18 protein-coding genes and 1 pseudogene are annotated in these 21,496 nt (G+C 70.3%); 11 read left to right on the top strand and 8 right to left on the bottom strand.

The window, feature by feature from the left end; all coding sequences use genetic code 11:
* The first annotated feature begins 40 nt into the window (after nucleotides 1-40).
* The 4 genes from LK06_RS13430 to LK06_RS13415 are packed head-to-tail and all read left to right on the top strand — an operon-like array spanning nucleotide 41 to nucleotide 5,197.
* Nucleotides 41-805 (top strand): redox-sensing transcriptional repressor Rex, encoded by a 765-nt coding sequence (locus tag LK06_RS13430; protein WP_039650960.1) that lies wholly within the window; start codon nucleotides 41-43, stop codon nucleotides 803-805.
* The gene (locus tag LK06_RS13425; RefSeq protein ID WP_039650962.1) at nucleotides 802-2,535 is read left to right on the top strand and encodes a glutamyl-tRNA reductase; all 1,734 of its coding nucleotides are present in this window, start codon (nucleotides 802-804) and stop codon (nucleotides 2,533-2,535) included. Before LK06_RS13430 ends, LK06_RS13425 begins: the two co-directional genes overlap by 4 nt.
* Nucleotides 2,532-3,491, top strand: coding sequence for a hydroxymethylbilane synthase (gene hemC / locus LK06_RS13420; RefSeq protein ID WP_039650964.1), 960 nt, complete (start codon nucleotides 2,532-2,534; stop codon nucleotides 3,489-3,491). Before LK06_RS13425 ends, hemC begins: the two co-directional genes overlap by 4 nt.
* The gene (locus LK06_RS13415) at nucleotides 3,488-5,197 is read left to right on the top strand and encodes a bifunctional uroporphyrinogen-III C-methyltransferase/uroporphyrinogen-III synthase (RefSeq protein WP_039650965.1); all 1,710 of its coding nucleotides are present in this window, start codon (nucleotides 3,488-3,490) and stop codon (nucleotides 5,195-5,197) included. Before hemC ends, LK06_RS13415 begins: the two co-directional genes overlap by 4 nt.
* A 61-nt stretch (nucleotides 5,198-5,258) precedes the next feature.
* Here LK06_RS13415 and LK06_RS13410 read toward each other — a convergent pair whose 3' ends face one another.
* Complete coding sequence (locus LK06_RS13410) at nucleotides 5,259-6,053, bottom strand: DUF397 domain-containing protein (RefSeq protein WP_324618353.1); 795 nt, start codon at nucleotides 6,051-6,053, stop codon at nucleotides 5,259-5,261.
* Between the two features lie 38 nt (nucleotides 6,054-6,091).
* On the opposite strand from LK06_RS13410, the pseudogene LK06_RS13405 reads away from it, so the two are divergent.
* Nucleotides 6,092-6,459 (top strand): annotated as a pseudogene (locus LK06_RS13405) (ATP-binding protein).
* 153 nt (nucleotides 6,460-6,612) lie between these two features.
* Here LK06_RS13405 and LK06_RS13400 read toward each other — a convergent pair.
* A complete protein-coding gene (locus LK06_RS13400) occupies nucleotides 6,613-7,608 on the bottom strand; it encodes a phospholipase D-like domain-containing protein (RefSeq protein WP_043431898.1) in 996 nt (331 codons plus the stop codon).
* Nucleotides 7,609-7,992: 384 nt separating this feature from the next.
* On the opposite strand from LK06_RS13400, the gene hemB reads away from it, so the two are divergent.
* Both hemB and LK06_RS13390 read left to right on the top strand, forming a co-directional pair.
* Nucleotides 7,993-8,985 (top strand): porphobilinogen synthase, encoded by a 993-nt coding sequence (hemB, locus tag LK06_RS13395; protein WP_043431899.1) that lies wholly within the window; start codon nucleotides 7,993-7,995, stop codon nucleotides 8,983-8,985.
* A 285-nt stretch (nucleotides 8,986-9,270) separates the two neighbouring features.
* Entirely contained in the window at nucleotides 9,271-9,627 is a 357-nt protein-coding gene (locus LK06_RS13390) for a DUF805 domain-containing protein (RefSeq protein WP_039650973.1), read from the top strand.
* Between the two features lie 57 nt (nucleotides 9,628-9,684).
* Here the strand turns inward: LK06_RS13390 and LK06_RS13385 are convergent, their stop codons facing one another.
* Together LK06_RS13385 and LK06_RS13380 are read right to left on the bottom strand one after the other, a co-directional pair.
* Nucleotides 9,685-10,503, bottom strand: a complete 819-nt coding sequence (locus LK06_RS13385) for a DUF4253 domain-containing protein (RefSeq protein WP_039650975.1) — start codon at nucleotides 10,501-10,503, stop codon at nucleotides 9,685-9,687.
* Between the two features lie 479 nt (nucleotides 10,504-10,982).
* Complete coding sequence (locus LK06_RS13380; RefSeq protein WP_039650977.1) at nucleotides 10,983-11,369, bottom strand: VOC family protein; 387 nt, start codon at nucleotides 11,367-11,369, stop codon at nucleotides 10,983-10,985.
* 72 nt (nucleotides 11,370-11,441) lie between these two features.
* On the opposite strand from LK06_RS13380, the gene LK06_RS13375 reads away from it, so the two are divergent.
* Together LK06_RS13375 and LK06_RS13370 are read left to right on the top strand one after the other, a co-directional pair.
* A complete protein-coding gene (locus LK06_RS13375; RefSeq protein WP_078858677.1) occupies nucleotides 11,442-12,467 on the top strand; it encodes a helix-turn-helix transcriptional regulator in 1,026 nt (341 codons plus the stop codon).
* 74 nt (nucleotides 12,468-12,541) lie between these two features.
* Nucleotides 12,542-13,444 (top strand): SAM-dependent methyltransferase, encoded by a 903-nt coding sequence (locus LK06_RS13370; protein WP_039650979.1) that lies wholly within the window; start codon nucleotides 12,542-12,544, stop codon nucleotides 13,442-13,444.
* Nucleotides 13,445-13,514: 70 nt separating this feature from the next.
* On the opposite strand, the gene LK06_RS13365 is transcribed toward LK06_RS13370, so the two are convergent.
* Nucleotides 13,515-14,240, bottom strand: coding sequence for an SDR family oxidoreductase (locus tag LK06_RS13365; RefSeq protein ID WP_039650981.1), 726 nt, complete (start codon nucleotides 14,238-14,240; stop codon nucleotides 13,515-13,517).
* A gap of 104 nt (nucleotides 14,241-14,344) precedes the next feature.
* Between LK06_RS13365 and LK06_RS13360 the strand changes: the two genes are divergently transcribed.
* The gene (locus tag LK06_RS13360; protein WP_039650983.1) at nucleotides 14,345-15,205 is read left to right on the top strand and encodes a LysR family transcriptional regulator; all 861 of its coding nucleotides are present in this window, start codon (nucleotides 14,345-14,347) and stop codon (nucleotides 15,203-15,205) included.
* A 98-nt stretch (nucleotides 15,206-15,303) separates the two neighbouring features.
* Here LK06_RS13360 and argS read toward each other — a convergent pair whose 3' ends face one another.
* Nucleotides 15,304-17,067, bottom strand: coding sequence for an arginine--tRNA ligase (gene argS / locus LK06_RS13355; RefSeq protein ID WP_039650985.1), 1,764 nt, complete (start codon nucleotides 17,065-17,067; stop codon nucleotides 15,304-15,306).
* Between the two features lie 150 nt (nucleotides 17,068-17,217).
* Here argS and lysS point away from each other — a divergent pair, with 150 nt between their 5' ends.
* The gene (gene lysS / locus LK06_RS13350) at nucleotides 17,218-18,957 is read left to right on the top strand and encodes a lysine--tRNA ligase (protein WP_039650987.1); all 1,740 of its coding nucleotides are present in this window, start codon (nucleotides 17,218-17,220) and stop codon (nucleotides 18,955-18,957) included.
* Between the two features lie 172 nt (nucleotides 18,958-19,129).
* On the opposite strand, the gene LK06_RS13345 is transcribed toward lysS, so the two are convergent.
* Both LK06_RS13345 and LK06_RS13340 read right to left on the bottom strand, forming a co-directional pair.
* A complete protein-coding gene (locus tag LK06_RS13345) occupies nucleotides 19,130-20,359 on the bottom strand; it encodes a DUF2637 domain-containing protein (RefSeq protein WP_039651150.1) in 1,230 nt (409 codons plus the stop codon).
* Between the two features lie 133 nt (nucleotides 20,360-20,492).
* A complete protein-coding gene (locus LK06_RS13340; protein WP_174673862.1) occupies nucleotides 20,493-21,422 on the bottom strand; it encodes a DUF3558 family protein in 930 nt (309 codons plus the stop codon).
* Nucleotides 21,423-21,496 lie beyond the last annotated feature (74 nt).

Below are 21,496 nucleotides of genomic sequence, written 5' to 3'. Positions count from 1 at the left end.
GTATGGCCGCCCGCAGCCCCGCTCTACCCGCAGGAGCACCGTGGCAACTGGCCGAACACACCGACCGGCGACCCGTAGCCGAGGGATTCCCGAGGCCACCGTCGCCAGGCTTCCGCTGTACCTCCGAGCCCTGACCGCGCTGTCTGAGCGCTCGGTGCCCACGGTCTCCTCCGAGGAGCTGGCCGCGGCGGCGGGGGTCAACTCCGCCAAGCTGCGCAAGGACTTCTCGTACCTGGGTTCCTACGGAACGCGCGGTGTCGGCTACGACGTGGAGTATCTCGTCTACCAGATCTCCCGTGAACTCGGCCTCACCCAGGACTGGCCGGTCGTGATCGTCGGCATCGGTAACCTCGGCGCCGCCCTCGCCAACTACGGCGGCTTCGCCTCCCGTGGCTTCCGGGTGGCCGCGCTGATCGACGCCGATCCGGCCATGGCGGGCAAGCCCGTTGCCGGAATCCCGGTGCAGCACACGGACGACCTGGAAAAGATCATCAAGACCAACGGGGTGTCCATCGGTGTCATCGCCACCCCCGCCGGCGCAGCCCAGCAGGTCTGCGACCGGCTCGTGGCCGCCGGGGTCACCTCCATCCTGAACTTCGCGCCGACCGTGCTGTCCGTGCCGGACGGCGTCGACGTGCGCAAGGTCGACCTCTCCATCGAGCTGCAGATCCTCGCCTTCCACGAGCAGCGCAAGGCCGGCGAGGAGACCGCGCCCGGCGAAGGCGCCCTGCCCGCCGCCACCGCCCGCGACGATTCCGCAGACCAGGGGCCCGACGGGGACGTACCCGCCGTGATGCCGGCGTGAGTCTCCTAGTCGTCGGGCTCAGCCACCGCAGCGCCCCGGTCAGCGTGCTGGAGCGGGCCGCGTTGGCCGTGGACGCCCAGGTCAAGCTGGTGCAGGACACGGTCACCGCCGAGCCCGCCACCGAGGCCGCGGTGCTCGCCACCTGCAACCGCATCGAGCTCTACGCCGACGTGGACAAGTTCCACGCCGGTGTCGCCGAGCTGTCCACGCTGCTCGCCCAGCACAGTGGGGTCGGCCTGGAGGAGCTGACGCCCTACCTCTATGTGCACTACGAGGACCGAGCCGTCCACCACCTGTTCTCGGTGGCCTGCGGCCTGGACTCGATGGTCGTGGGCGAGGGGCAGATCCTCGGGCAGATCAAGGACGCCCTGGCCCGCTCCCAGGAGCTGCACACGGCCGGAAGGCTCCTGAACGACCTGTTCCAGCAGGCCCTGAGGGTCGGCAAGCGCGCGCACTCCGAGACCGGTATCGACCGTGCCGGGCAGTCCCTGGTCACCTTCGGCCTGGAGCAACTGGCCGGGGGCGGAGACGTCCAGGTGTGGGCGGCGGACCGCACGGCGCTGGTCATCGGCGCCGGATCGATGTCCTCGCTGGCCGCGGCCACGCTCGCGCGGGCCGGGGTCACCGAAGTCGTCGTCGCCAACCGCACCGTCGAGCGCGCCGAACGGCTCGCACAGATATTGACCGAGGGTCAGGACACCGCCGTGACCGCGCGCGCGGTGGCGATGGACGCGGTGCCGGCCGAGCTGACACGTGCCGACGTCGTCGTCTCCTGCACCGGGGCGACCGGCCTGGTGCTCACGGCGGACGCGGTCCTCCGGGCGGCTGAGGGCCGCGCCGGACAGGTGACCGCCGGTACCGGTTTCCCGGCCGCGAGGCCGGAGACTCCCTGGCCCTCCACCAGCGCCGGCACCGAGGAGAACTGCCCGCTGGACCTGGCCGCCGTGCAGGGCGCGACGGGCTTCTCCGTGCACGGCGAGGCCGCCGTGGCCGGCATGGACGCGGCCACCCTGGAGCAGCACGCCGCCTGGGTCGGCACGGGCACCTCCCGCTTCGAGCGAAGCCGGGAGCCCGGCGGAGGCACCGCCGCGGATCGCGGGGAACGCCGCACCCCGGAGGCGGACGCCGAGCTGATCACCGCGCTCGCCGCGACCGTCGCCACCGTCGGCCGCGTCCCCGAGCGGCGCAAGCCCGAGCCGGTGGCGGAGATCCCGCGCCCTGACCCCTCCCTGTTCCTCCTCGACCTGGCCATGCCCCGCGACATCGACGCGGCCGTGCACCGGCTGGCGGGGGTGCGGCTGGTGGACATCGAGTCGCTGGCGGAGGTTTCCGCCGACGCTCCCATGGCGGCCGACGTCGACCAGGTGAGGCGTATCGTCTCTGACGAGGTGGCGGCCTTCGGAGCGGCCCAGCGGGCAGCGCGCATCACGCCCACCGTGGTCGCGCTGCGCTCCATGGCCGCCGACGTCGTCGCCGGTGAGATCGCGCGACTCGATGGCCGCCTGCCCGACCTGGACGAGCGCCAGCGCGGTGAGATCCGGCAGGCCGTGCACCGGGTCGTCGACAAACTGCTGCACGCGCCGACCGTGCGGGTCAAGCAGCTCGCGGCCGAGCCCGGCGGCGCCGGGTACGCGGACGCGCTGCGCACCCTGTTCGACCTCGACCCCGAGACGGTCGCCTCCGTCTCCCGGGCCGGGGACAGCACAGACGAGAAGGACCGACCAGCATGACTGAGAAGGCACTGAGGCTGGGGACCAGGCGGAGCAAACTCGCCATGGCCCAGTCCGGGCAGGTGGCGGAGGCCGTCCGCCAGGTGACCGGGCGACCCGTCGAGCTGGTCGAGATCACCACGTACGGCGACACCTCCCGCGAGCACCTGGCGCAGATCGGCGGCACCGGCGTCTTCGTGACGGCGCTGCGCGACGCGCTGGTGCGGGGCGAGGTCGACTTCGCGGTTCATTCGCTCAAGGACCTGCCGACCGCGCAGCCCGAGGAGCTGGCCCTGGCGGCCATACCGGTGCGCGAGGACCCGCGGGACGTGATCGTCGCGCGGGACGCCCTGAAGTTCACCGACCTGCCGCGCGGGTCCCGCATCGGCACCGGTGCGCCGCGCCGCATGGCGCAGCTGAACGCGTACGCGCGCGTCCACGGCCTGGACATCGAGACGGTCCCGATCCGCGGCAACGTCGACACCCGGATCGGGTACGTTCGCAACGGCGAACTGGACGCCGTCGTGCTGGCCGCCGCCGGACTGAACCGGATCGGCCGGATCGACGAGGTGACCGACTTCCTGTCGGTCGACACGGTTCTGCCCGCCCCCGGCCAGGGGGCCCTGGCGATCGAGTGCGCCGCGGACAACGCGGACCTCATCGCGGCGCTCGGCGAACTCGACGACCCGTTCACGCGGGCCGCCGTGACGGCCGAACGGTCACTGCTCGCCGCCCTGGAGGCCGGCTGCAGCGCTCCCGTGGGTGCGCTGGCCGACCTTCTGGCCGACGGGCAGTTTGTCAAGGAAATGCGCCTGCGCGGCGTCGTCGGCACGACCGACGGCACCCGCACGGTGCAGCTGTCCACCACCGGTCCCATGCCCCAGACGCATGACCAGGCGACGGCACTCGGTCGCGGACTCGCCACCGAGATGCTTGCCCAGGGCGCGGCCGGTCTGATGGGGGAGCGAGCACATTGAGCCCCACCACCCTTCCCGCCGCCGGTCCGGAACACGGGCACGTCACCTTCCTGGGTGCCGGACCCGGAGATCCGGGACTGCTCACTCTGCGCGCCGTGGAGGCGCTGTCGAACGCGGATGTCCTGGTCGCCGAGCACGAGGTGCTCGACGTGATCCGGACGCACGCACGACAGGGCGTCTCCGTCGTGCAAACGGACGCGGATCCTTCCTCGGGCCCGCTTCCGGGCACGGGCACGCCCCAGCTGGCGGTCGTTGACGGCACGTCAAAAACCGCCGCTGTCCCGGTGGTGCGGGATGCCGCCCATCTTGTCATGGAGGCTGCCCGGGGCGGCAGGCGGGTCGTCCGTGCGGTGTCCGGGGACCCGGGACTAGATACGTACGCGGCCGAGGAAATGCTCGCCTGCGCCTCCGCCGGGGTGCCCTTCGAGGTCGTTCCCGGCGTCGCGGCGGCGGTCGGCGTGCCGGCCTACGCCGGTGTGCCGCTGCGGGACGCCGAGGGCACGGACGTCCGGTTCGTGGACGCCCGTACCGCTTCCGACCGCTGCTGGACGGAGGTGGGCGCCTCGGACGGCACGGTCGTCGTCTCCACCACCCTGGACGCGGTGGCCGCCGCCGCGGGCGAACTGGTGTCCGCGGGCCGCAAGCCGGACACCCCGCTGTCGGTCACCGTCGCCGGTACGACGACCCGTCAGCGCACCTGGACGGCCACGCTCGGCACGATCGCGCAGACGCTGAAGCAGGCCAAGGTGCTGCCGTCGCCGGACGGCGGCCGGCCGGTGATAGCCGTGGTCGGTGAGCGCTCCGCCGCCGCCCGGCGTGACCAGCTCTCGTGGTTCGAGTCCAAGCCGCTGTTCGGCTGGAAGGTGCTCGTGCCGCGCACGAAGGAGCAGGCAGCGTCGCTCTCCGACCAGCTGCGCTCCTACGGCGCGGTGCCGCACGAGGTGCCGACGATCGCCGTCGAGCCGCCGCGCACGCCCCAGCAGATGGAACGTGCCGTCAAGGGTCTGGTGACGGGCCGCTACGAGTGGATCGCCTTCACGTCCGTCAACGCGGTCAAGGCGGTCCGGGAGAAGTTCGAGGAGTACGGCCTCGACGCCCGGGCCTTCGCGGGCATCAAGGTGGCCGCGGTGGGCGAGCAGACCGCCAAGGCGCTCATCGCCTTCGGCGTGAAGCCGGACCTGGTGCCGAGCGGCGAGCAGTCGGCCGCCGGTCTGCTGGAGGACTGGCCGCCCTACGACCCGGTCTTCGACCCGATCGACCGCGTCTTCCTGCCCCGCGCCGACATCGCCACCGAGACCCTCGTCGCCGGCCTGATCGAGCTGGGCTGGGAGGTCGACGACGTCACCGCGTACCGGACCGTACGGGCCTCGCCGCCCCCGGCCGAGACACGGGAGGCGATCAAGGGCGGCGGCTTCGACGCCGTGCTCTTCACGTCCTCGTCCACGGTGCGGAACCTGGTGGGCATCGCCGGCAAGCCGCACAACGTGACGGTGATCGCCTGCATCGGCCCGGCCACGGCCAAGACCGCCGAGGAACACGGTCTGCGGGTCGACGTCATGGCTCCGGAGCCGTCCGTGCACCGGCTGGCGGAGGCGCTGGCCGAGTTCGGCGCCAAGCGGCGTGCCGCCGCGCTGGAGGCCGGGGACCCGGTCACCCGGCCCAGCGAGCGCCGGCCGGGGGCGCGGCGACGGCGGTCGACGACCTGACGCAAGCGGCACACCGGAGCGCACCGCGTGGGAACGCGGTGCGCTCCGTCCCGGGCTCAGGTCAGCTGCCGGAGGCGTACGGCAGGAAGCTCGTCCACGCGGTGGGGGTGAGGGCGAGGCGGGGGCCCTGGGGGTTCTTGGAGTCGCGGACGAGGACGGTGTCGGGGACGGCGGCGACTTCGACGCAGTCGGGTCCGTCGGCCGTGCTGTAGCTGCTCTTTATCCACTCCACGCTGGCGTCCGTGTCTCCTGAGGCCTTAAGCGTCATGTCTTCTGTCTCTCCCAGTACCTTTTCGATGAAGGCCAAGGACTCCCGAGGGCTGAGAGCCTGGGCTCGGATGACCCCATAACGAATGTCCAGGACTGTCGTCTCTTTGGGGTTGGTCATGACACGGCTGCTGAGTGGTGCTTCGCTGAACGCGACCGTGGCTCCGTCGGTGAGTTTGAGGAGCCTGAATGAGCCGTCGGTGCCCGAGTTCTCCTCGCGGTTCAGGGGCAGGACCTGGAGGTCCACGTTGCGTAGCCGCCCCACCTCCAACACTCGTTCGAGTTGCCGTCGCATGACGATCCTTCCCCCAATAGGGCGCCGAAGCGTCGACTCACACTGAACAAAGCTGAAAACACGTCGGCTTGCTCCGGGATCGAGGATCTCTTGGCGAGCCAAGCGTGCCGTCACCTGCTGCTCCACCTCTCCTTCGGTGAAAGCGGGTCGACGGACGTTGAAGATGGCCCGCGCGTACTCCTCGGTCTGCAACAGCCCATGGAGGACGGAGTTGTTGTACGCGCACAGCTCCACCGCTTCCGCCTCCAAGCGCTTCAGGTCCCGCACCTTCTTCGGGTACCGGACCTCGGCCACGTCCCGCTTCATCACCGCACCCGGCGCGCCAGTTCTGCGTGCCCCTTTCCCCGACCCATCGCGGCGCGCGTCTCGCCCGGCTGCTCGCGGTCGAGCAACTGCACGCATGGGACCTGCCGTTGGACCCCGCCCGGCTCATCGTCGCCGAACTGGCGGCGAACGCCGCGTTCCACGGCCGGGTGCCCGGCCGGAGTTTCCGCCTCGTGCTCTCGGTCACCGCGTGGCGGCTGCTGCGGATCGAGGTGACCGACACCCGGGCGATCACCTGCCCGTCCGTGGGGCCGCGGTCGGCTTAGCCGCCGAGTCCGGCTACGGACTGTTGCTGGTGGAGGAGTTGGCGGACCGCTGGGGTGTGCGGTGCGGGCCGGTGCCGTGCAAGACGGTGTGGGCGGAACTGGACCTGTGACGGACGGGCGCGAAGGTGCCGTCCGCTCGCCGGAGCCTGGCCGTCACCTGTGATTGCCGCTCGCGCCCGTCGCATCACGGCCGGTGCTCTCGTGCGGCCCGGGACCGGCGGGGGCACGGGACGCACCCGGGCCCCCGCCCGTCACCCTCACCGTCAGGCGGCCGTGCCGCCCGCGTAGTCGCTGTCGAACGTCGTCTCGATGGTGGTGGCCACCGGTTCGGCGACGCCCGTGCCCTTGAGGACGATGCCCAGCTCGCGGTTGTTGTCCAGCGAGTTGCTGCTGATGTTGATGGAGCCGGCCTCCACCGCCTGGGTGGACAGGCCGTAGTCGGCGACCATCGCCTTGGCATGGATGTAGAAGCCGTAGTAGTCGGAGTAGCCGACGACGGTGCCGCCGGCGGCCTCGATGGCGGAGACCTCGCTGGAGTAGGAGGAGGGGTGTTCCAGGACCACCCGTACGGTCACGCCCGCCTCGGCGCGCGCCACGATGGCGTCGACGACCGCGCTGTCGCTCAGCTCCAGTTCCTCGACGTCGAGGGTGGTGGTGGCCGAGTCTATGAGGGACACCAGGCGGTCGCGGGAGTCGGTGGGGGACCACAGCAGGTGGTCGCCGTCGGTGGGGGTGATCGGGGTGTCGTCGTAGTCGGCGTTGAAGACCTTCTCGATGGACGCCACGTCCCGGGTGTCGTCGGTGAAGACGCCGTAGTCACGGCTGGTCGTGTAGTACTGGGCGGTGAGGTTCCCGGTCATGATCAGGGACTTGGTGCCGTCCACCGTGATCGTCTTCTGGTGGGTGTAGACGAAGCGGGACGAGGACCAGACGACGCCCACGCCCGCGTTCTTCAGGGCGGTGTACGCCGAGTTGTTCGCGCTCTTGTGCCGTCGGTCCAGGACGACCCGGACGGTGACGCCCTTGTCCTGCAGGGCTACGAGGTTGTCGACGGCGGTGGTGTCCTCCAGCTCGTACATGGTCATGTCGAGCGTGCTGGTGGCGGAGTTGATGAAGTCGTAGACGGTGGTCTGACCGTTGCCGCTCTGGGAGAAGGCGAAGGCGTTGTAGCTCGCGGCGTTCGCGGGGGCGGCGGTGGCGAGGACGGCGGTGCCGGCCGCCAGGGCGACGCCCGCACGGCCGAGGACCTTCCACAGCATGCGTGACTCCTAGTCGGTGAGGAGAACTCCCTCGGGGGGTGGCCCTGAGGGTGGCGCGTGCATGACACCACGCGCGTAGAACGTTGAGGAAGGGTGGCGGAGTGAACGCGTGGTGACCAGTCGGCCGGAAGAGCGGGCGAAGCGGACAACGTGCTGATGGGAGGCGGTTCGAGAGAAGGTCAGTGGTCCGCAAAATCTCGGTATGCCGGTACCGCCGCGGGCGCCGGTGCGGGCATCGGCGCGGGTCTGCGCGGTCCTGTGCGAGCCTCATTGCGGGCGGTACCGGGAGGTGGTTCCGGGACGGGCGGGTCGGCCGCCGCGCGACCGGGGCGGCCGACAGGGAGTCGGCAAAGGGGCGGGTCCCGCGGGCGTAGCGTAGGGGGCATGACGAAGTACGGATCCTTCCCCGGCACGCGACCCCGGCGGCTGCGGACCTCGCCCGTCATGCGGCGCATGGTCGCCGAGACACGGCTGCACCCCGCCGACTTCATCCTTCCGGCATTCGTTCGGGAGGGCGTGAGCGAGCCGGTGCCGATCGCCGCCATGCCCGGTGTCGTGCAGCACACCCGGGACAGCCTGAAGAAGGCCGCGCTGGAGGCCGTGGAGGCGGGGATCTCCGGGATTATGCTGTTCGGCGTGCCGGAGGAGTCCAAGAAGGACGCCGTGGGCACGCCGGGCACCGACCCGGACGGGATCCTGCAGGTCGCGATCCGGGACGTGCGGGCCGAGGTCGGGGACGACCTGCTCGTCATGTCCGACCTGTGCCTGGACGAGACCACCGACCACGGGCACTGCGGCGTACTGGATGACCGGGGGCGGGTCGACAACGACGCCACCCTGGAGCGGTACGCCGAGATGGCGCAGGTGCAGGCCGACGCCGGCGCCCACGTCGTCGGCCCGAGCGGGATGATGGACGGTCAGATCGGCGTGGTCCGGGACGCGCTCGACCAGATCGGTCGGGAGGACGTGGCGATCCTCGCCTACACGGCCAAGTACTCCTCCGCGTTCTACGGCCCCTTCCGCGAGGCCGTCGCCTCCTCACTCCAGGGCGACCGCAAGACCTACCAGCAGGATCCCGCCAACTGGCGCGAGTCCCTGCGGGAATTGGAGCTGGACCTGGCCGAGGGCGCGGACATGGTGATGGTCAAGCCGGCCGGACCGTACCTGGACATCCTGGCGCGGGTCGCGGACAGCGTCGACGTGCCGGTCGCCGCCTACCAGATCTCCGGTGAGTACTCGATGGTCGAGGCCGCCGCGGAGAAGGGCTGGCTGGACCGCGACCGGGCCATCTTCGAGACGCTGACCGGCATCAAGCGGGCCGGAGCGCGCACCATCCTCACCTACTGGGCGACCGAAGCGGCCCGGAAGCTGGCCTGACGGAAACGGTTCGAGATCATTCCGGTACCGAACCGGCGGCGGAACGGGATCGACCTGCCTTCGGTTCGGCAACGGAACGGACGCGGTTGCGGGAACCGCCGGTGTTTGTCCCGTGAGGAGACCGTGATCCTGGGCGTATCTGTCTGAAAAGCGATGTTTGGAGTGCGCCCAAAGCCCTGTTCGGCTGCGGCCTGCGCGGAGTGACGCGAGCTTGCAGAGCCCTTAGTGTCTGCGCCTGACCTTGATCCGTTCGCAAGGTCTGAACGTCGATACCTGGGGGTTGTAGTGAGCTGGTTCATCGAGGCACTCAAGAAGTACGCGGTCTTCGGCGGGCGTGCGCGCCGCAAGGAGTACTGGCTGTACACCCTGTTCCTGGAGATCATCTACGGCGTCTTCGGGATCCTCGGCTATGCGGCCCACGCGCCCTACCTCATAGCCATCCCCGTGCTCGGGTTCCTGCTGCCCACCCTGGCCGTCGCCGTGCGCCGACTGCACGACACGGGTCGCTCGGGCTGGTGGTTCCTCTTCGAGCTCGTCCCGGTCGTCGGTCCCATCACCCTGCTGGTCTTCTACTGCCTGGACAGCCAGCCGGGCGTGAACAAGTTCGGTCCGAACCCTAAGGAGGCGCCGGTGTTCGCGTGATGACGTCGCGCCGACATCCGCTCTCCTGAGGAAGCCCGGGCTGGTGCCCGGGCTTCCTCAGTCCCACCAGAAGGTCCAGGTGTGGGCGCCGACGAGGTCCTTGGCGTAGGCCTGGAGGCTTTCCCGGTCGCCTTGGCCGATGGTGTCGGGGCAGAGCGCGAAGTGTTCCGCGGCCACTGCCTCGGCTTCCGCCCGGGTGGCCGGCGGGGCCGCGACGGACACGACGAGGGTGTCCAGGCCGAGGGCTACGACCCGTATGCCGAAGCGGTCCTCCCAGGAGCGCAGGACGGCGCACAGCCGGGCCACGTCGCACTCGTAGTTCACCGGGCCGGCCCAGCCGATCGCCGCCGGGATGTCGGCGGACCGCCGGGCCGGGACCAGCGCGAGGTGCGGCTCCTCGATCAACGGATCCGGGTTGCCGGCCAGCATGTCGGCGACCTGGGCGGCCCGTGTGTCCGGGTCGGCGGTGAGAGCCGCAGCGGGCGCGAGGCCGGGCCACTCGACCCCGAACGGCTCGATGTCCGCGGCGGCTTCGCCGCCCTCCGTCTCCTCCCACCAGTACTCCGCGAGGACGTCCTCGGCGTCGTGGTCCCCCGGATACGAGGTCTCGCCGGGCAGCAGACCCCAGTCCCGCAGGCCACCTGCGGAGCCGCCCAGGTCCACGATCACCGGCAGCAGGCCGACGCGCGACGCCGGAGCGCCCAGGGCCTTCCAGGTGCCGGGCGCGGCCTGCTTCTGCGCGTGCCACAGGAGCGGTTCGTGCCAGGGGCCGTCGTCGGTCAGGTCGAACAGCTGGCCGGGCGGAAGTTGCAGCCCGACGGCGCGCCCGCTCGGATCGGTGATCAGTTGGGGCAGCGGGTTAGGAAGAGTCGCCATGCCGGTGACTGTAAGGGGACCCACTGACAATGGTGTTGACCTGCCTTTTCGGTCAACGCCCTTGCCGGTACGGCTTTTCTAGTGCCGCCCAACGCCGCGCACACGCCCGCATCCGCAGCGAGAAAGGCACCGCTGGGGCGGACGCCCCCTTGCCGCCGCAGCTTGAGGCTTTGCCCGTGGGAGAGGGACTCACCGGCGATGTCGCTTGGGGAACAGTGCGCTGAGTGTCGCGCACACGATCGCCCCGAACAGCAGCCCGCCCCACGGCATTGCAGCAACCGGGTGATGCCTCACCACTGCGTAAACGAAGAAGCCGAGTCCGCCGCCAACGACGAAGCCCAGCACAGCGCGAAGCGCGGACCACCATCTTGGACGGGCTATGTCTGAGGTCACGGGTGCATTATCCACACATGGCGATACCGGCCAGGCCTACAGGGCCGATTGCTCCAGCATGCCGGTGAACCTATGCGGTCACAGCACTAGACGAGTGAGCTGATGCAGAACGGGTGGCCAGCCGGGTCCAGCAGAACCCGCCATCTGTCCGGGGCAGGCTGGAAGGCGGGTTTGGTGGCTCCCAGACCGAGCAGTCGTTTCTCGGCGGCGTCCAGGTCCGCCACGCCCAGCTCGATGTGGGCCTGCTTCTCCTGGGCGGGGTCCGGCCAGGTGGGCGGACGGTAGTCGGCCAGTCGGTTGAAGCCCAGGCCGGCTTCGCCCTCCTTGCCGATCAGCGCGAAGTCGTCGTTGCTGAAGATCGTCGGGTGGCCAAGCAACTCACTGTAGAAACGGGCTAGTTCTGCAGGATCGGGGCAGTCGAAGGTGACGGCGACGTAGCGGAACTCGGGTGTGGAAGTGGTGTCCGTGCTCATGGTGAGGACGCTAGGGCACGACCAGGACAGTTCCGGTCCTGGTCGTGCCGGACATGTGCCAGACTCCGAGCCGTGATCAGCGCATCCGCCCGCCTGCTGCGGCTGCTGTCCCTGCTGTCCTCCCGGCCGTCCTGGACCTGTGCCGAACTGGCCGGACGTATGGAGGTCACCGACCGCACGGTCCGGCGGGACATCGCCAGACTCCGGGAACTCGGCTACTGCGTCGACTCCGACGCAGGACCCTGGGGCGGCTACCGCCTCCGCGCCGGCTCGCGGGTGCCGCCGCTGATCCTCGACGACGAGGAGGCCCTCGCCGTCGCCGTCGGGCTGCGGGAGGCAGCACTGAGCGACGCCCTCGGCAGCGACCAGGCGGCCCTGTCCGCTCTGCTGAAACTGCGCCAGGTACTGCCTCGGCGCATCGCGGACCGCCTTGGCGACCTGGACGACGCCTTCGTACGCCTCCCCGGGGCCCACGGGCCGCAGATCAGGGCGGGCCTGCTGCTGGAGCTGGCCGTGGTCTGCCGGCGGGGTGAGCGTGCCCGGCTGTCGTACACCGACGGGCAGGGGCGGACCGCGGTCCGGGACGTCGACCCGTACCGCCTCGTCCACACCGGACGGCGCTGGTACTTCGTCGCCCGGGACGTGTCGCGACGGCAGTGGCGGACGTTCCGGGCCGACCGGGTCGAGTGGCTCCGGTCCACCGGAGAACCGGCGGACCTCACCGACCTGCCGGACCCGGGGCTGCTCGTCTCCCGCAACATCGCCAACGGCCCGTACCCGCTGTCCGCGACCATCCGCCTCCCGCTCCCCATGGACCAGGCACTTCGGCTGATCCCGGCGACGGTCGGAACACACCGCCCGGACGGGCCCGACGCCACCGTCGTCGACATCGGTGGCCCCGACCCGGACGGCCTCGCCCGCTACCTCCTCGGCCTGGGCACACCCCTGCGGGTGCTGGAGCCTCAGGCCGTGCGGGAAGCCTTGCTGAACCGCACCCGGGAGCTCCTCGCGGAGTGCGCGAACACCTCCGGTCACGCGGACGTGCCCGACGGAAACGGCGGCCACGGACCGGGGTCAGCGGTGGGCGCCGCCAAGTAGACCCAGCCGTTAGGTTGTTGACGACTAGGTTGTTGACGACGAACGATCCGTCGGACTTTTCAGGGAGACACGCCATGCCGGGTGACGCGCTCAGCCCCGATTCCGCCGAGTTGCGGAGGAGGATCGACTCCACCAAGCCGCACCCGGCCCGGGTCTACGACCTCTTCCTCGGCGGCAAGGACCACTATCCGGTCGACCGGAAGGCGGCTGCCGCGGCCATCGCCAACCACCCCCGCGGATTCCTCACCGCCCGGCACAACCGGGACTTCCTGCGCCGTGCGGTCACCGCGCTTGTGGAGGAGGAGGGCGTCCGGCAGTTCCTGGACATCGGTGCCGGCCTGCCGACCGCGCAGAACGTCCACCAGGTCGCCCAGCGCATCGCCCCGGAGTCGCGGGTGGTGTACGTCGACAACGACCCCATCGTGCTCGCGCACGCACGTGCCCTGCTCACCAGCGGACCCGAGGGGCGGACCGACTACATCGACGCCGACCTGCGCGACCCCGGCCGCATCCTGCACGAGGCGGCCCGGTCACTCGACTTCGCCCAGCCCGTCGCGTTGTGCCTGGTGGCCGTGTTGCACTTCATCGAGGACGAGGTGGCCTACGGCGTCGTCCGGGACCTGCTCGACGCGTTGCCCCCGGGGAGCTGGCTCGTGCTCAGCCACCTGGCCGACGACCTCAATCCGGAGGGGACAGCGAAGGTGGTGGAGTCCTTCAGACGGAGCGGACTGACCTTCGTGCTGCGCTCCAAGGACGGAGTGGAACGGTTCTTCGCCGGAAACGGGCTGACGCCCGCCGAGCCCGGGGTGGTCCCCGTGCACCGGTGGCGGCCCGACGGCGCGGCGCCCGTGCTTCCGGCCCCGGGCCCCGAACTCCTCGCCTCCCTGGACTTCATCGACCGGATCAAGTACCAGGACATCAACGAGGTCACGGACGCCGACGTCAGCGTGCACGCGGCGATCGCTCGCAAGCCGTGACCGCCTCGCCGCCGGCCGGGTCCCGCCGTGGCGAACCCGCCCCACGCGGCGGATGGCCATCACCGCGCGGTCACCAGGGCAACCGCCCCGTTTCGTCGAAGAACCCGCCGGTCGGGCCGTCATCCGGCAGGGTCGCGAGCCGGATCGCGATCGCCGCACCCTGCTCCGGGGTGCGGACGCCACGAAAGCCGTTGAGGTCGGTCGCGCAGTAGCCGGGGCAGGCGCCGTTGATCAGGATGCCGGTGTCGCCCAGTTCCTTGGCGTACTGGACCGTGACGGCGTTGAGGAACGTCTTCGACGGCGCGTAGGCGCCCGAGATCGGGCCCGTTTCGGCGCCCGGAGTGGTCTGCAGGGTGAGTGAGCCGACCGTGCTGGACATGTTCACGATCCGCGGCGACGCCGAGCGGCGCAGCAACGGCAGCATCGCGTTGGTGACGCGGATGACACCGATCACGTTGGTCTCCACCGCCGCCAGCACCGTCGCGGGGGCGACCGTGGTGGGTGTCTGCGGCAGTCCGCCGGTTATCCCGGCGTTGTTGACGAGCGCGTCGAGGCGTCCGGCGCGGTCCTCGACCAGACCGGCGGCGGTCGCCACGCTCGCGTCGTCCGTCACGTCGAGAGGCACGCCGAACGCGTCGGTGCCGAGCGCCCGCAGCTTCGCGACGGCGCCCTCGCGGTGTGCCTCGTTCCGGGCGCCGACCCCGACCCGCCAGCCGAGGGCACCCAGACCGGCCGCGATCTCGTACCCGATGCCCTTGTTCGCGCCGGTCACCAGCGCGATCTTCTGTTCGCTCATACGAACGATCCTGTCCCGGGCCCGGCGAAGCAGGCCAACACCGATCGGGTGGGCAGCGATACCGCTGCGGTATCGCACCTGGCCGGGCGCTCTACCATGCCGGTGTGGAGACACGGGAGTTGCGGTATTTCGTCGCTGTCGCCGAGGAGTTGCACTTCGGGAGGGCCGCGCAACGGCTCGGGATCGCGCAGCCCCCGCTGTCGCGGGCGATCCGTCAGATCGAACGGCGTTTCGGGACGGTGCTGTTGGAACGTACCAGCCGCGCGGTCACCCTGACCGAGGCCGGGGCGGTGCTCCTGCGAGAGGCCCGGGCGGCGCTGGATGCCGTCGAGGCCGCCGAGCGCCGGACCCGCCGCGCCGCCCTCGCCGCAGCCGGCCATGCCGGCGTGGTCCTTGCCGCGAAGGCCGGGGCCTCCACCGACCTGCTGGCGAAACTGCTCGACGCCTACGCGGCCGAACCCGATGCGGTCGCCGTCGACGTGCTCCTGTGCGGGATCGGTGAGCAGGCGGGGCTGCTGCACGACGGTCGGGCCGACGTGGCCCTGCTGCACCGGCCGTTTGACGCGTTGACCGGGTTCGACGCCGAGGAACTCTGCTCGGAGGGGCAGGTCGTGATCCTGCCGGCCGGGCATCCCCTCACCAGCCGGCCCCACGTGCGGATGGCCGAGGTCAGCGAGCTGCCCGGGCTGCCGATGCCGCGCTGGCCCGGCCCGGGCGGGACGTACCCGGACGGTCCCGGTCCGCAGGCCCGGGACCACGGGCAGCTGACCCAGCTGATCGCGCTGGGCCGGGCCTGCTGGATCGCGCCGGAGTCGTGCCGGGCCCAACTGCGCGGCGACCTCGCCGCCGTGCCGGTCCTGGACGCGCCGACGGTCACGACGGTGGTCGCGTGGCCACCGCACAGCCGGTCCCGGGCCGTCGCCGGCCTCGTTCGGACGGCGACGCGTCTCCACCAGTCGAACTGAGGGAGACGCAATCCTCCGGCCCGGCGCCGGACTTCCTCAGGGGGCCTGCGGAGAAAGGGCCTGCGGAGACGGTCTCCGCAGGCCCTGAGGGACGTGTGTCAGAGCTTCTCGGGCGTCCTGATGCCCAGCAGCTCCATCCCCTGGTGGAGGGTGCGGGCGGTGACGTCGCACAGGAAGAGGCGGTTCTCCACCTGCGCCGGCGTCTCTGCCTTCAGGACCGGGCACTTGTCGTAGAACGAGGTGTAGTGGGACGCCAACTGGTACAGGTACGCGGCCAGCTTGTGCGGGGCGTACTCCGCCGCCGCCTCCGCCACCGTCTGCGCGAACGCGTCGACGTGCAGGCCGAGGGCGCGCTCGGCCTCCGTCAGGTCCAGCTCGGGGTGGGCGACCGGACGGACCTCGCCGGCCTTGCGGAGGATCGACCGGATACGGGCGTACGCGTACTGGAGGTACACGGACGTGTCGCCGTTGAGCGAGACCATCTGGTCCAGGTCGAACTTGTAGTCCCGGTTCGCTGACGTCGACAGGTCCGCGTACTTCACCGCGCCGATGCCCACCTGGGCGCCCCGCTCGGCGATCTCCTCCTCCGACAGCTCCTGGGCCTTCTCACGGACCACGGCCGACGCCCGGTCGATCGCCTCGTCCAGGAGGTCGACCAGACGGACCGTCTCACCCTCACGCGTCTTGAACGGCTTGCCGTCCTTGCCGAGGACCGTGCCGAAGGCCAGCTGGTGCGCCTTGACGTCCTCGTTCAGCCAGCCGGCCCGGCGGGCGGTTTCGAAGACCATCTTGAAGTGCAGGGCCTGCCGGGCATCGACGACGTACAGCAGGGTGCTGGCCTTGAGGCCGAAGACGCGGTCACGGATCGCGGAGAGGTCGGTGGCCGCATAGCCGTAGCCACCGTCCGACTTCTGCACGATCAGCGGGACCGGGTTGCCGTCTGGACCCTTGATGTCCTCGAAGAAGACACAGAGGGCGCCCTCGGAGCGGACCGCGACACCCGACTCCTCCAGGAGGCGGCAGGTCTCCGCGAGCATGTCGTTGTAGCCGGACTCGCCGACGATGTCGGGGTCGCGGACCTCCATGTCCAGCTTCTCGAAGACGGAGAAGAAGTAGATCTTCGACTCGTCCACGAACTTCTGCCAGATGGCGAGCGTGTGAGGGTCGCCGGCTTGCAGGTCGACCACCCGGCGGCGGGAGCGTGTCTTGAACTCCTCGTCCGAGTCGAACTTCTTCCGCGCGGCCTTGTAGAGGCGGTCGAGGTTCGACATCGCCTCCTCGCCCGTCACTTCGGCGGCCTTGTGGTCCAACTCGTGCGGGTGCTCGTCCAGGTACTGAATGAGCATGCCGAACTGGGTGCCCCAGTCGCCGATGTGGTGGCGCCGGATCACGTTCTCGCCGGTGAACGCGAGAAGCTGCACCACCGAGTCGCCGATGACCGCGGACCGCAGGTGGCCCACGTGCATCTCCTTGGCCACGTTCGGCTGCGCATAGTCGATCACCGTGGTGCCGGGGTGCGCGGCGGTCGGCACGCCGAGGCGACCCGTCTCGTCCGCGTACCGCGCGGCCAGGTTCCCGGTGATCGCCCGGTCCGCGACCGTGATGTTGAGGAAGCCGGGGCCGGAGACCTCGACGTCCTTGATCACGTCACCGGTGCCCACCTCGGAGACGACCTGGGCCGCCAGCTCCCGGGGGTTCGCCTTCGCCTTCTTGGCCAGGGCCAGGATGCCGTTGGCCTGGAAGTCGGCCCGGTCGCTTCGTCGCAGCAGCGGGTCCGCGCCGGCGGCCTCCGGCAGCGTGGCCGAGAGGGCGGACGCGAGGTGCTGCTGGACGGAATCGCTGAGGGACGTGACCGAGGCCATAGGAATGGGTGCCGTTCTCCTCGTGGGGATGGATAGACCCGATCAGTATCCCATGGGGGGTAAAGCCGTTTTTCGCGTGCGCGGCCGTCTGGGAGTATGGAGGGGCCAATACACGTATCCAGATTCACTGGGTTCAGACACCAAGAGGACGTGCCGATCGTGGCTCAGAGCACCGAGACCACCGACTGGGTCTCCCGTTTCGCGGATGAGGTCATCGAAGAGTCGGAGCGCCGGGCCCCGGGCAAACCCGTCGTCGTCGCGTCCGGACTCTCTCCGTCCGGTCCCATCCACCTGGGCAACCTCCGTGAGGTGATGACCCCGCACCTCGTCGCCGACGAGATCCGGCGGCGCGGGCACCAGGTCCGGCACCTGATCTCCTGGGACGACTACGACCGGTACCGGAAGGTGCCGGCGGGTGTGGCGGGGGTCGACGAGACCTGGGCCGAGCACATCGGCAAGCCGCTCACCTCGGTACCGGCGCCCAAGGGCTCCGCGTACCCGAACTGGGCCGAGCACTTCAAGGCCGCGATGGTCGAGTCCCTGGCCCAGTTGGGCGTCGAGTTCGACGGGATCAGCCAGACCGCGCAGTACACCTCCGGCGCCTACCGCGAGCAGATCCTGCACGCCATGAAGCACCGCGGTGACATTGACGCGGTCCTCGCCCAGTACCGCACCAAGCCGAAGCCGGCCAAGAAGCAGCAGAAGCCGGTGGACGAGGCCGAGCTGGAGGCCGCGGAGGGCTCCGGCGCCGCGGCTGAGGACGACGGTAGCTCCGGCTCCGCCGGGTACTTCCCGTACAAGCCGTACTGCGCCCACTGCGAGAAGGACCTGACCACGGTCACCTCGTACGACGACGACTCCACCGAACTGTCGTACACCTGCACCGCCTGCGGCTTCGCCGAGAAGGTCCTGCTGAGCGAGTTCAACCGCGGCAAGCTGGTCTGGAAGGTCGACTGGCCGATGCGGTGGGCGTACGAGGGAGTCGTCTTCGAGCCGAGCGGCGTGGACCACTCGTCTCCGGGGTCCAGCTTCCAGGTGGGCGGCCAGATCGTCGGCATCTTCGGCTGGCAGCAGCCCATCGGTCCGATGTACGCCTTCGTGGGCATCAGCGGGATGGCGAAGATGTCGTCCTCGCGCGGCGGGGTCCCGACTCCGGCGGACGCGCTGAAGATCATGGAGCCGCAGATCCTGCGCTGGCTGTACGCCCGCCGCAGGCCGAACCAGTCCTTCAAGATCGCCTTCGACCAGGAGATCCAGCGGCTCTACGACGAGTGGGACAAGCTGGCGGGGAAGGTCGCGGACGGCTCCGCCCTGCCGGCGGACGTGGCCGGTTACACGCGGGCCGTCGGCACTGCCGCCGATGAGCTGCCCAGGACGCCGCATCCGTTGCCGTACCGTACGCTCGCGTCCGTCGCCGACATCACCGCCGGGCACGAGGACCAGGCCCTGCGCATCCTCTCCGAGCTGGACCCGGACCAGCCGCTGGGCTCGCTGGACGAGGTGAGGCCGCGGTACGACAGGGCCGAGGCGTGGATCAACACGCAGGTGCCCGCCGACCAGCGGACCATCGTGCGTGACGAACCCGACGCCGAACTGCTGAAGTCCCTCGACGAGGCGTCCGGGCAGTCGGTGCGGCTGCTGCTCGACGGGCTCGCCGAGCACTGGTCGCTGGATGGGCTGACCCACCTGGTGTACGGCGTGCCGAAGGTCCAGGCCGGGTTCCCCGCCGATGCGACGCCGAAGGAGTTGCCGCCGGAGATCAAGACGGCTCAGCGTTCGTTCTTCGCGCTCCTCTACCACCTGCTGGTGGGCCGGGACACCGGGCCCCGGCTGCCCACGCTGCTGCTGGCGGTCGGGCAGGACCGGGTGCGGGCCCTGCTCGGGGGGTAGGACCGCACGACGACCCATATGCACCCCTGCGGATCCGCGTGAATCCACAGGGGTGCGTGCCGACTGGCGCGGACCGGCGCCGACCGGCATGGCATGACATGCATCCGCATGCAGAAGGGGCCCTCTTCCGGGGCCCCTTCTGCATGCGGTGGTCAGGTCCTGTCATGCGGGTTCAGGCGATGTGGTCTTCCTGCAGCTCCGCCGTGTGGCGGTTGGTGAAGCGGTTGACCATCCGTTCGGCTTCGCGGTGGGGGAGCGTCATGCCGAAGGTGGCCTCCACGTCGCCGCCGAACTGGCCGGCGGTCGGGTAGCTGCCGTCTATCGACTTGCGGAAGACCTGGTAGTAGGCCTCCTCATCCGGTTCCGGCTCCTGGGGGCCGCTGCCCCCACCGAGTTCCCGGGTGCGGTTCGGGCCCACCGGGATGGGGAAGCTTCCGGTCTCCTCGGGGAAGGGCTGCTGGAACTGCTCGGGAGGCTGCTCCTCGTACCACTCCTCGTACTGCTCCTCGGGCTCGTACTGCGGGTCCGGGGGCGGCTCGTAGGCGGGGTCGTAGCCGCCGTGGTACTCGATCTCGCGCTGAGCCTGGAACCAGGGGCTCTCCTCGTCCACGGGAGGCTCGGGATACTGCTCAGCGGGGGCCGCGGCCGACTGCGCGTCGGGTGCCGGTGCCACGGCACGGCCGTGCGCGGCGGCGGGGGCCACGGCGGCCACGGGTGGTGTGGGGGGCAGGAGGGCCGGCTCGATTCCCGCTGCCGCCAACCCCGCGGGAGCCGTTTCCGCCAGCGGCACGCCGTACCTCGCCAGGCGCAGTGGCATCAGGGACTCCACCGGGGCCTTGCGGCGCCAGGCCCGGCCGAAGCGGGAGCGCAGGCGTGCCTGGTAGACGAGGCGTTCTTGCTCCAGCTTGATGACCTGGTCGTAGGAGCGCAGTTCCCACAGCTTCATGCGGCGCCAGAGGAGGAACGTCGGCAGCGGGGAGAGCAGCCAGCGGGTGATGCGGACACCCTCCATGTGCTTGTCGGCCGTGATGTCAGCGATCCGGCCGACGGCGTGGCGGGCCGCTTCGACGGCGACGACGAACAGGACCGGGATCACCGCGTGCATGCCCACACCCAGCGGGTCCGGCCAGGCGGCGGCTCCGTTGAAGGCGATCGTCGCCGCCGTCAGGAGCCAGGCCGTCTGGCGGAGCAGCGGGAACGGGATGCGGATCCAGGTCAGGAGCAGGTCCAGGGACAGCAGGACGCAGATGCCCGCATCGATGCCGATCGGGAACACATAGGAGAAGGCCCCGAAGCCCTTCTTGATGGCCAACTCACGGACGGCCGCGTACGAACCGGCGAAGCCGATGCCGGCGATGATCAACGCGCCGGTCACGACAACGCCGACGAGAACGCGGTGCATCCGGGTCAGCTGCAGTGGCGCGGCCACTCGTACTCCCCTCCCCTTGCGTGTTGTTGCGCGCAACAGAGTGGCACACGTGTGTGGGGAACGTGCTGCCGGTAGGGGCTTCCGATGTCCCGTTGAGACCTTCCGGTCAGCCCTTCTTGGTGGCCGACGCGGACGCGGACGCGCTGGGCGAGGGGGACTTCGACGCCGTCTGGGACGGGGTGGCGGAGGAGGTCGACGGTGAACTCGCCTGTGTGCCCTTGCCGTTGGCGGCCAACACCGCGGACACCGCGTCCTGCGCGGCCTTCTTCGCCGCCTTGGACAGGTCGTCGGGGTCGGGCGACTTGTCGCCCGCGAGCCCGGCACCGTTGTAGTCGAGCGTGACGACGACGTTCTCCAGGCGGACGACGACCTTCTGGTCCTTGAAGTCGCCTTCCTTCCGCTTCTCGTGGTAACGCACCAGGTAGGCCTCGTCGCCCATCCCGCTCACCGACTGCTTGCTGGACTTCGAGTCGCTGGCCGTGCTCTCGGCCTTGTCGATCTGCTGGTTGAGGAACGTGCGGGCCTGCTCGTTGGCGGAGCCGGTGACGACGCCCGACTCGAAACGCAGCAGGGAGACGCTCAACCAGCGAAACTGGGAACCCTTGACGCCGTTGTCGTCCAGGCTGCTCCAGGAACAGGAGGAACGCGACGACGGGTCGTCGATCTTCCCCTTCTTGCCCGACTTAGCGCCCTTGGGTACCAGATCGACCAGGGTCTTCTTCGGCAGTGCCGAGCACGGATCGGGGAGCTTCTTGTACACGGCGGGCTGCAGGGTCGGGGACGCGCTCGCCGACGGCTGTGCGCTGCTTGCCGCGGGCTGCGGGGTGGCCTTGCCGGTGTCCTTGGCCTTGGGGTCGCCCGAGCCCGAAGAGCATGCGGCGGTGATCAGCAACGCGGGAACGGCCGCCGCGCAGACAAGGGCACGGCGAAGGTGCTCGGCTCGCCGGTCACTTCCCCACCGCCTGAACAGCGTGGGAGGTACCCCCTGGGCACGGTCGTCTCGCTGGGCTGCTCGCTGCATGGTTCCTTCACTCATGACTCGAATGATCGTGCGGGTTCCTGCGGGGCCACGGTACGCGGTGAAGGAGCGGTGCGTTTTCGGTTCGGGCG

It is taken from the genome of Streptomyces pluripotens (assembly GCF_000802245.2).
GTDB classification, from domain to species: Bacteria; Actinomycetota; Actinomycetes; order Streptomycetales; family Streptomycetaceae; genus Streptomyces; species Streptomyces pluripotens.
The sequence above is the reverse complement of the archived record's forward strand: the minus strand, read 5'-3'. Positions and strand labels throughout refer to the sequence as shown.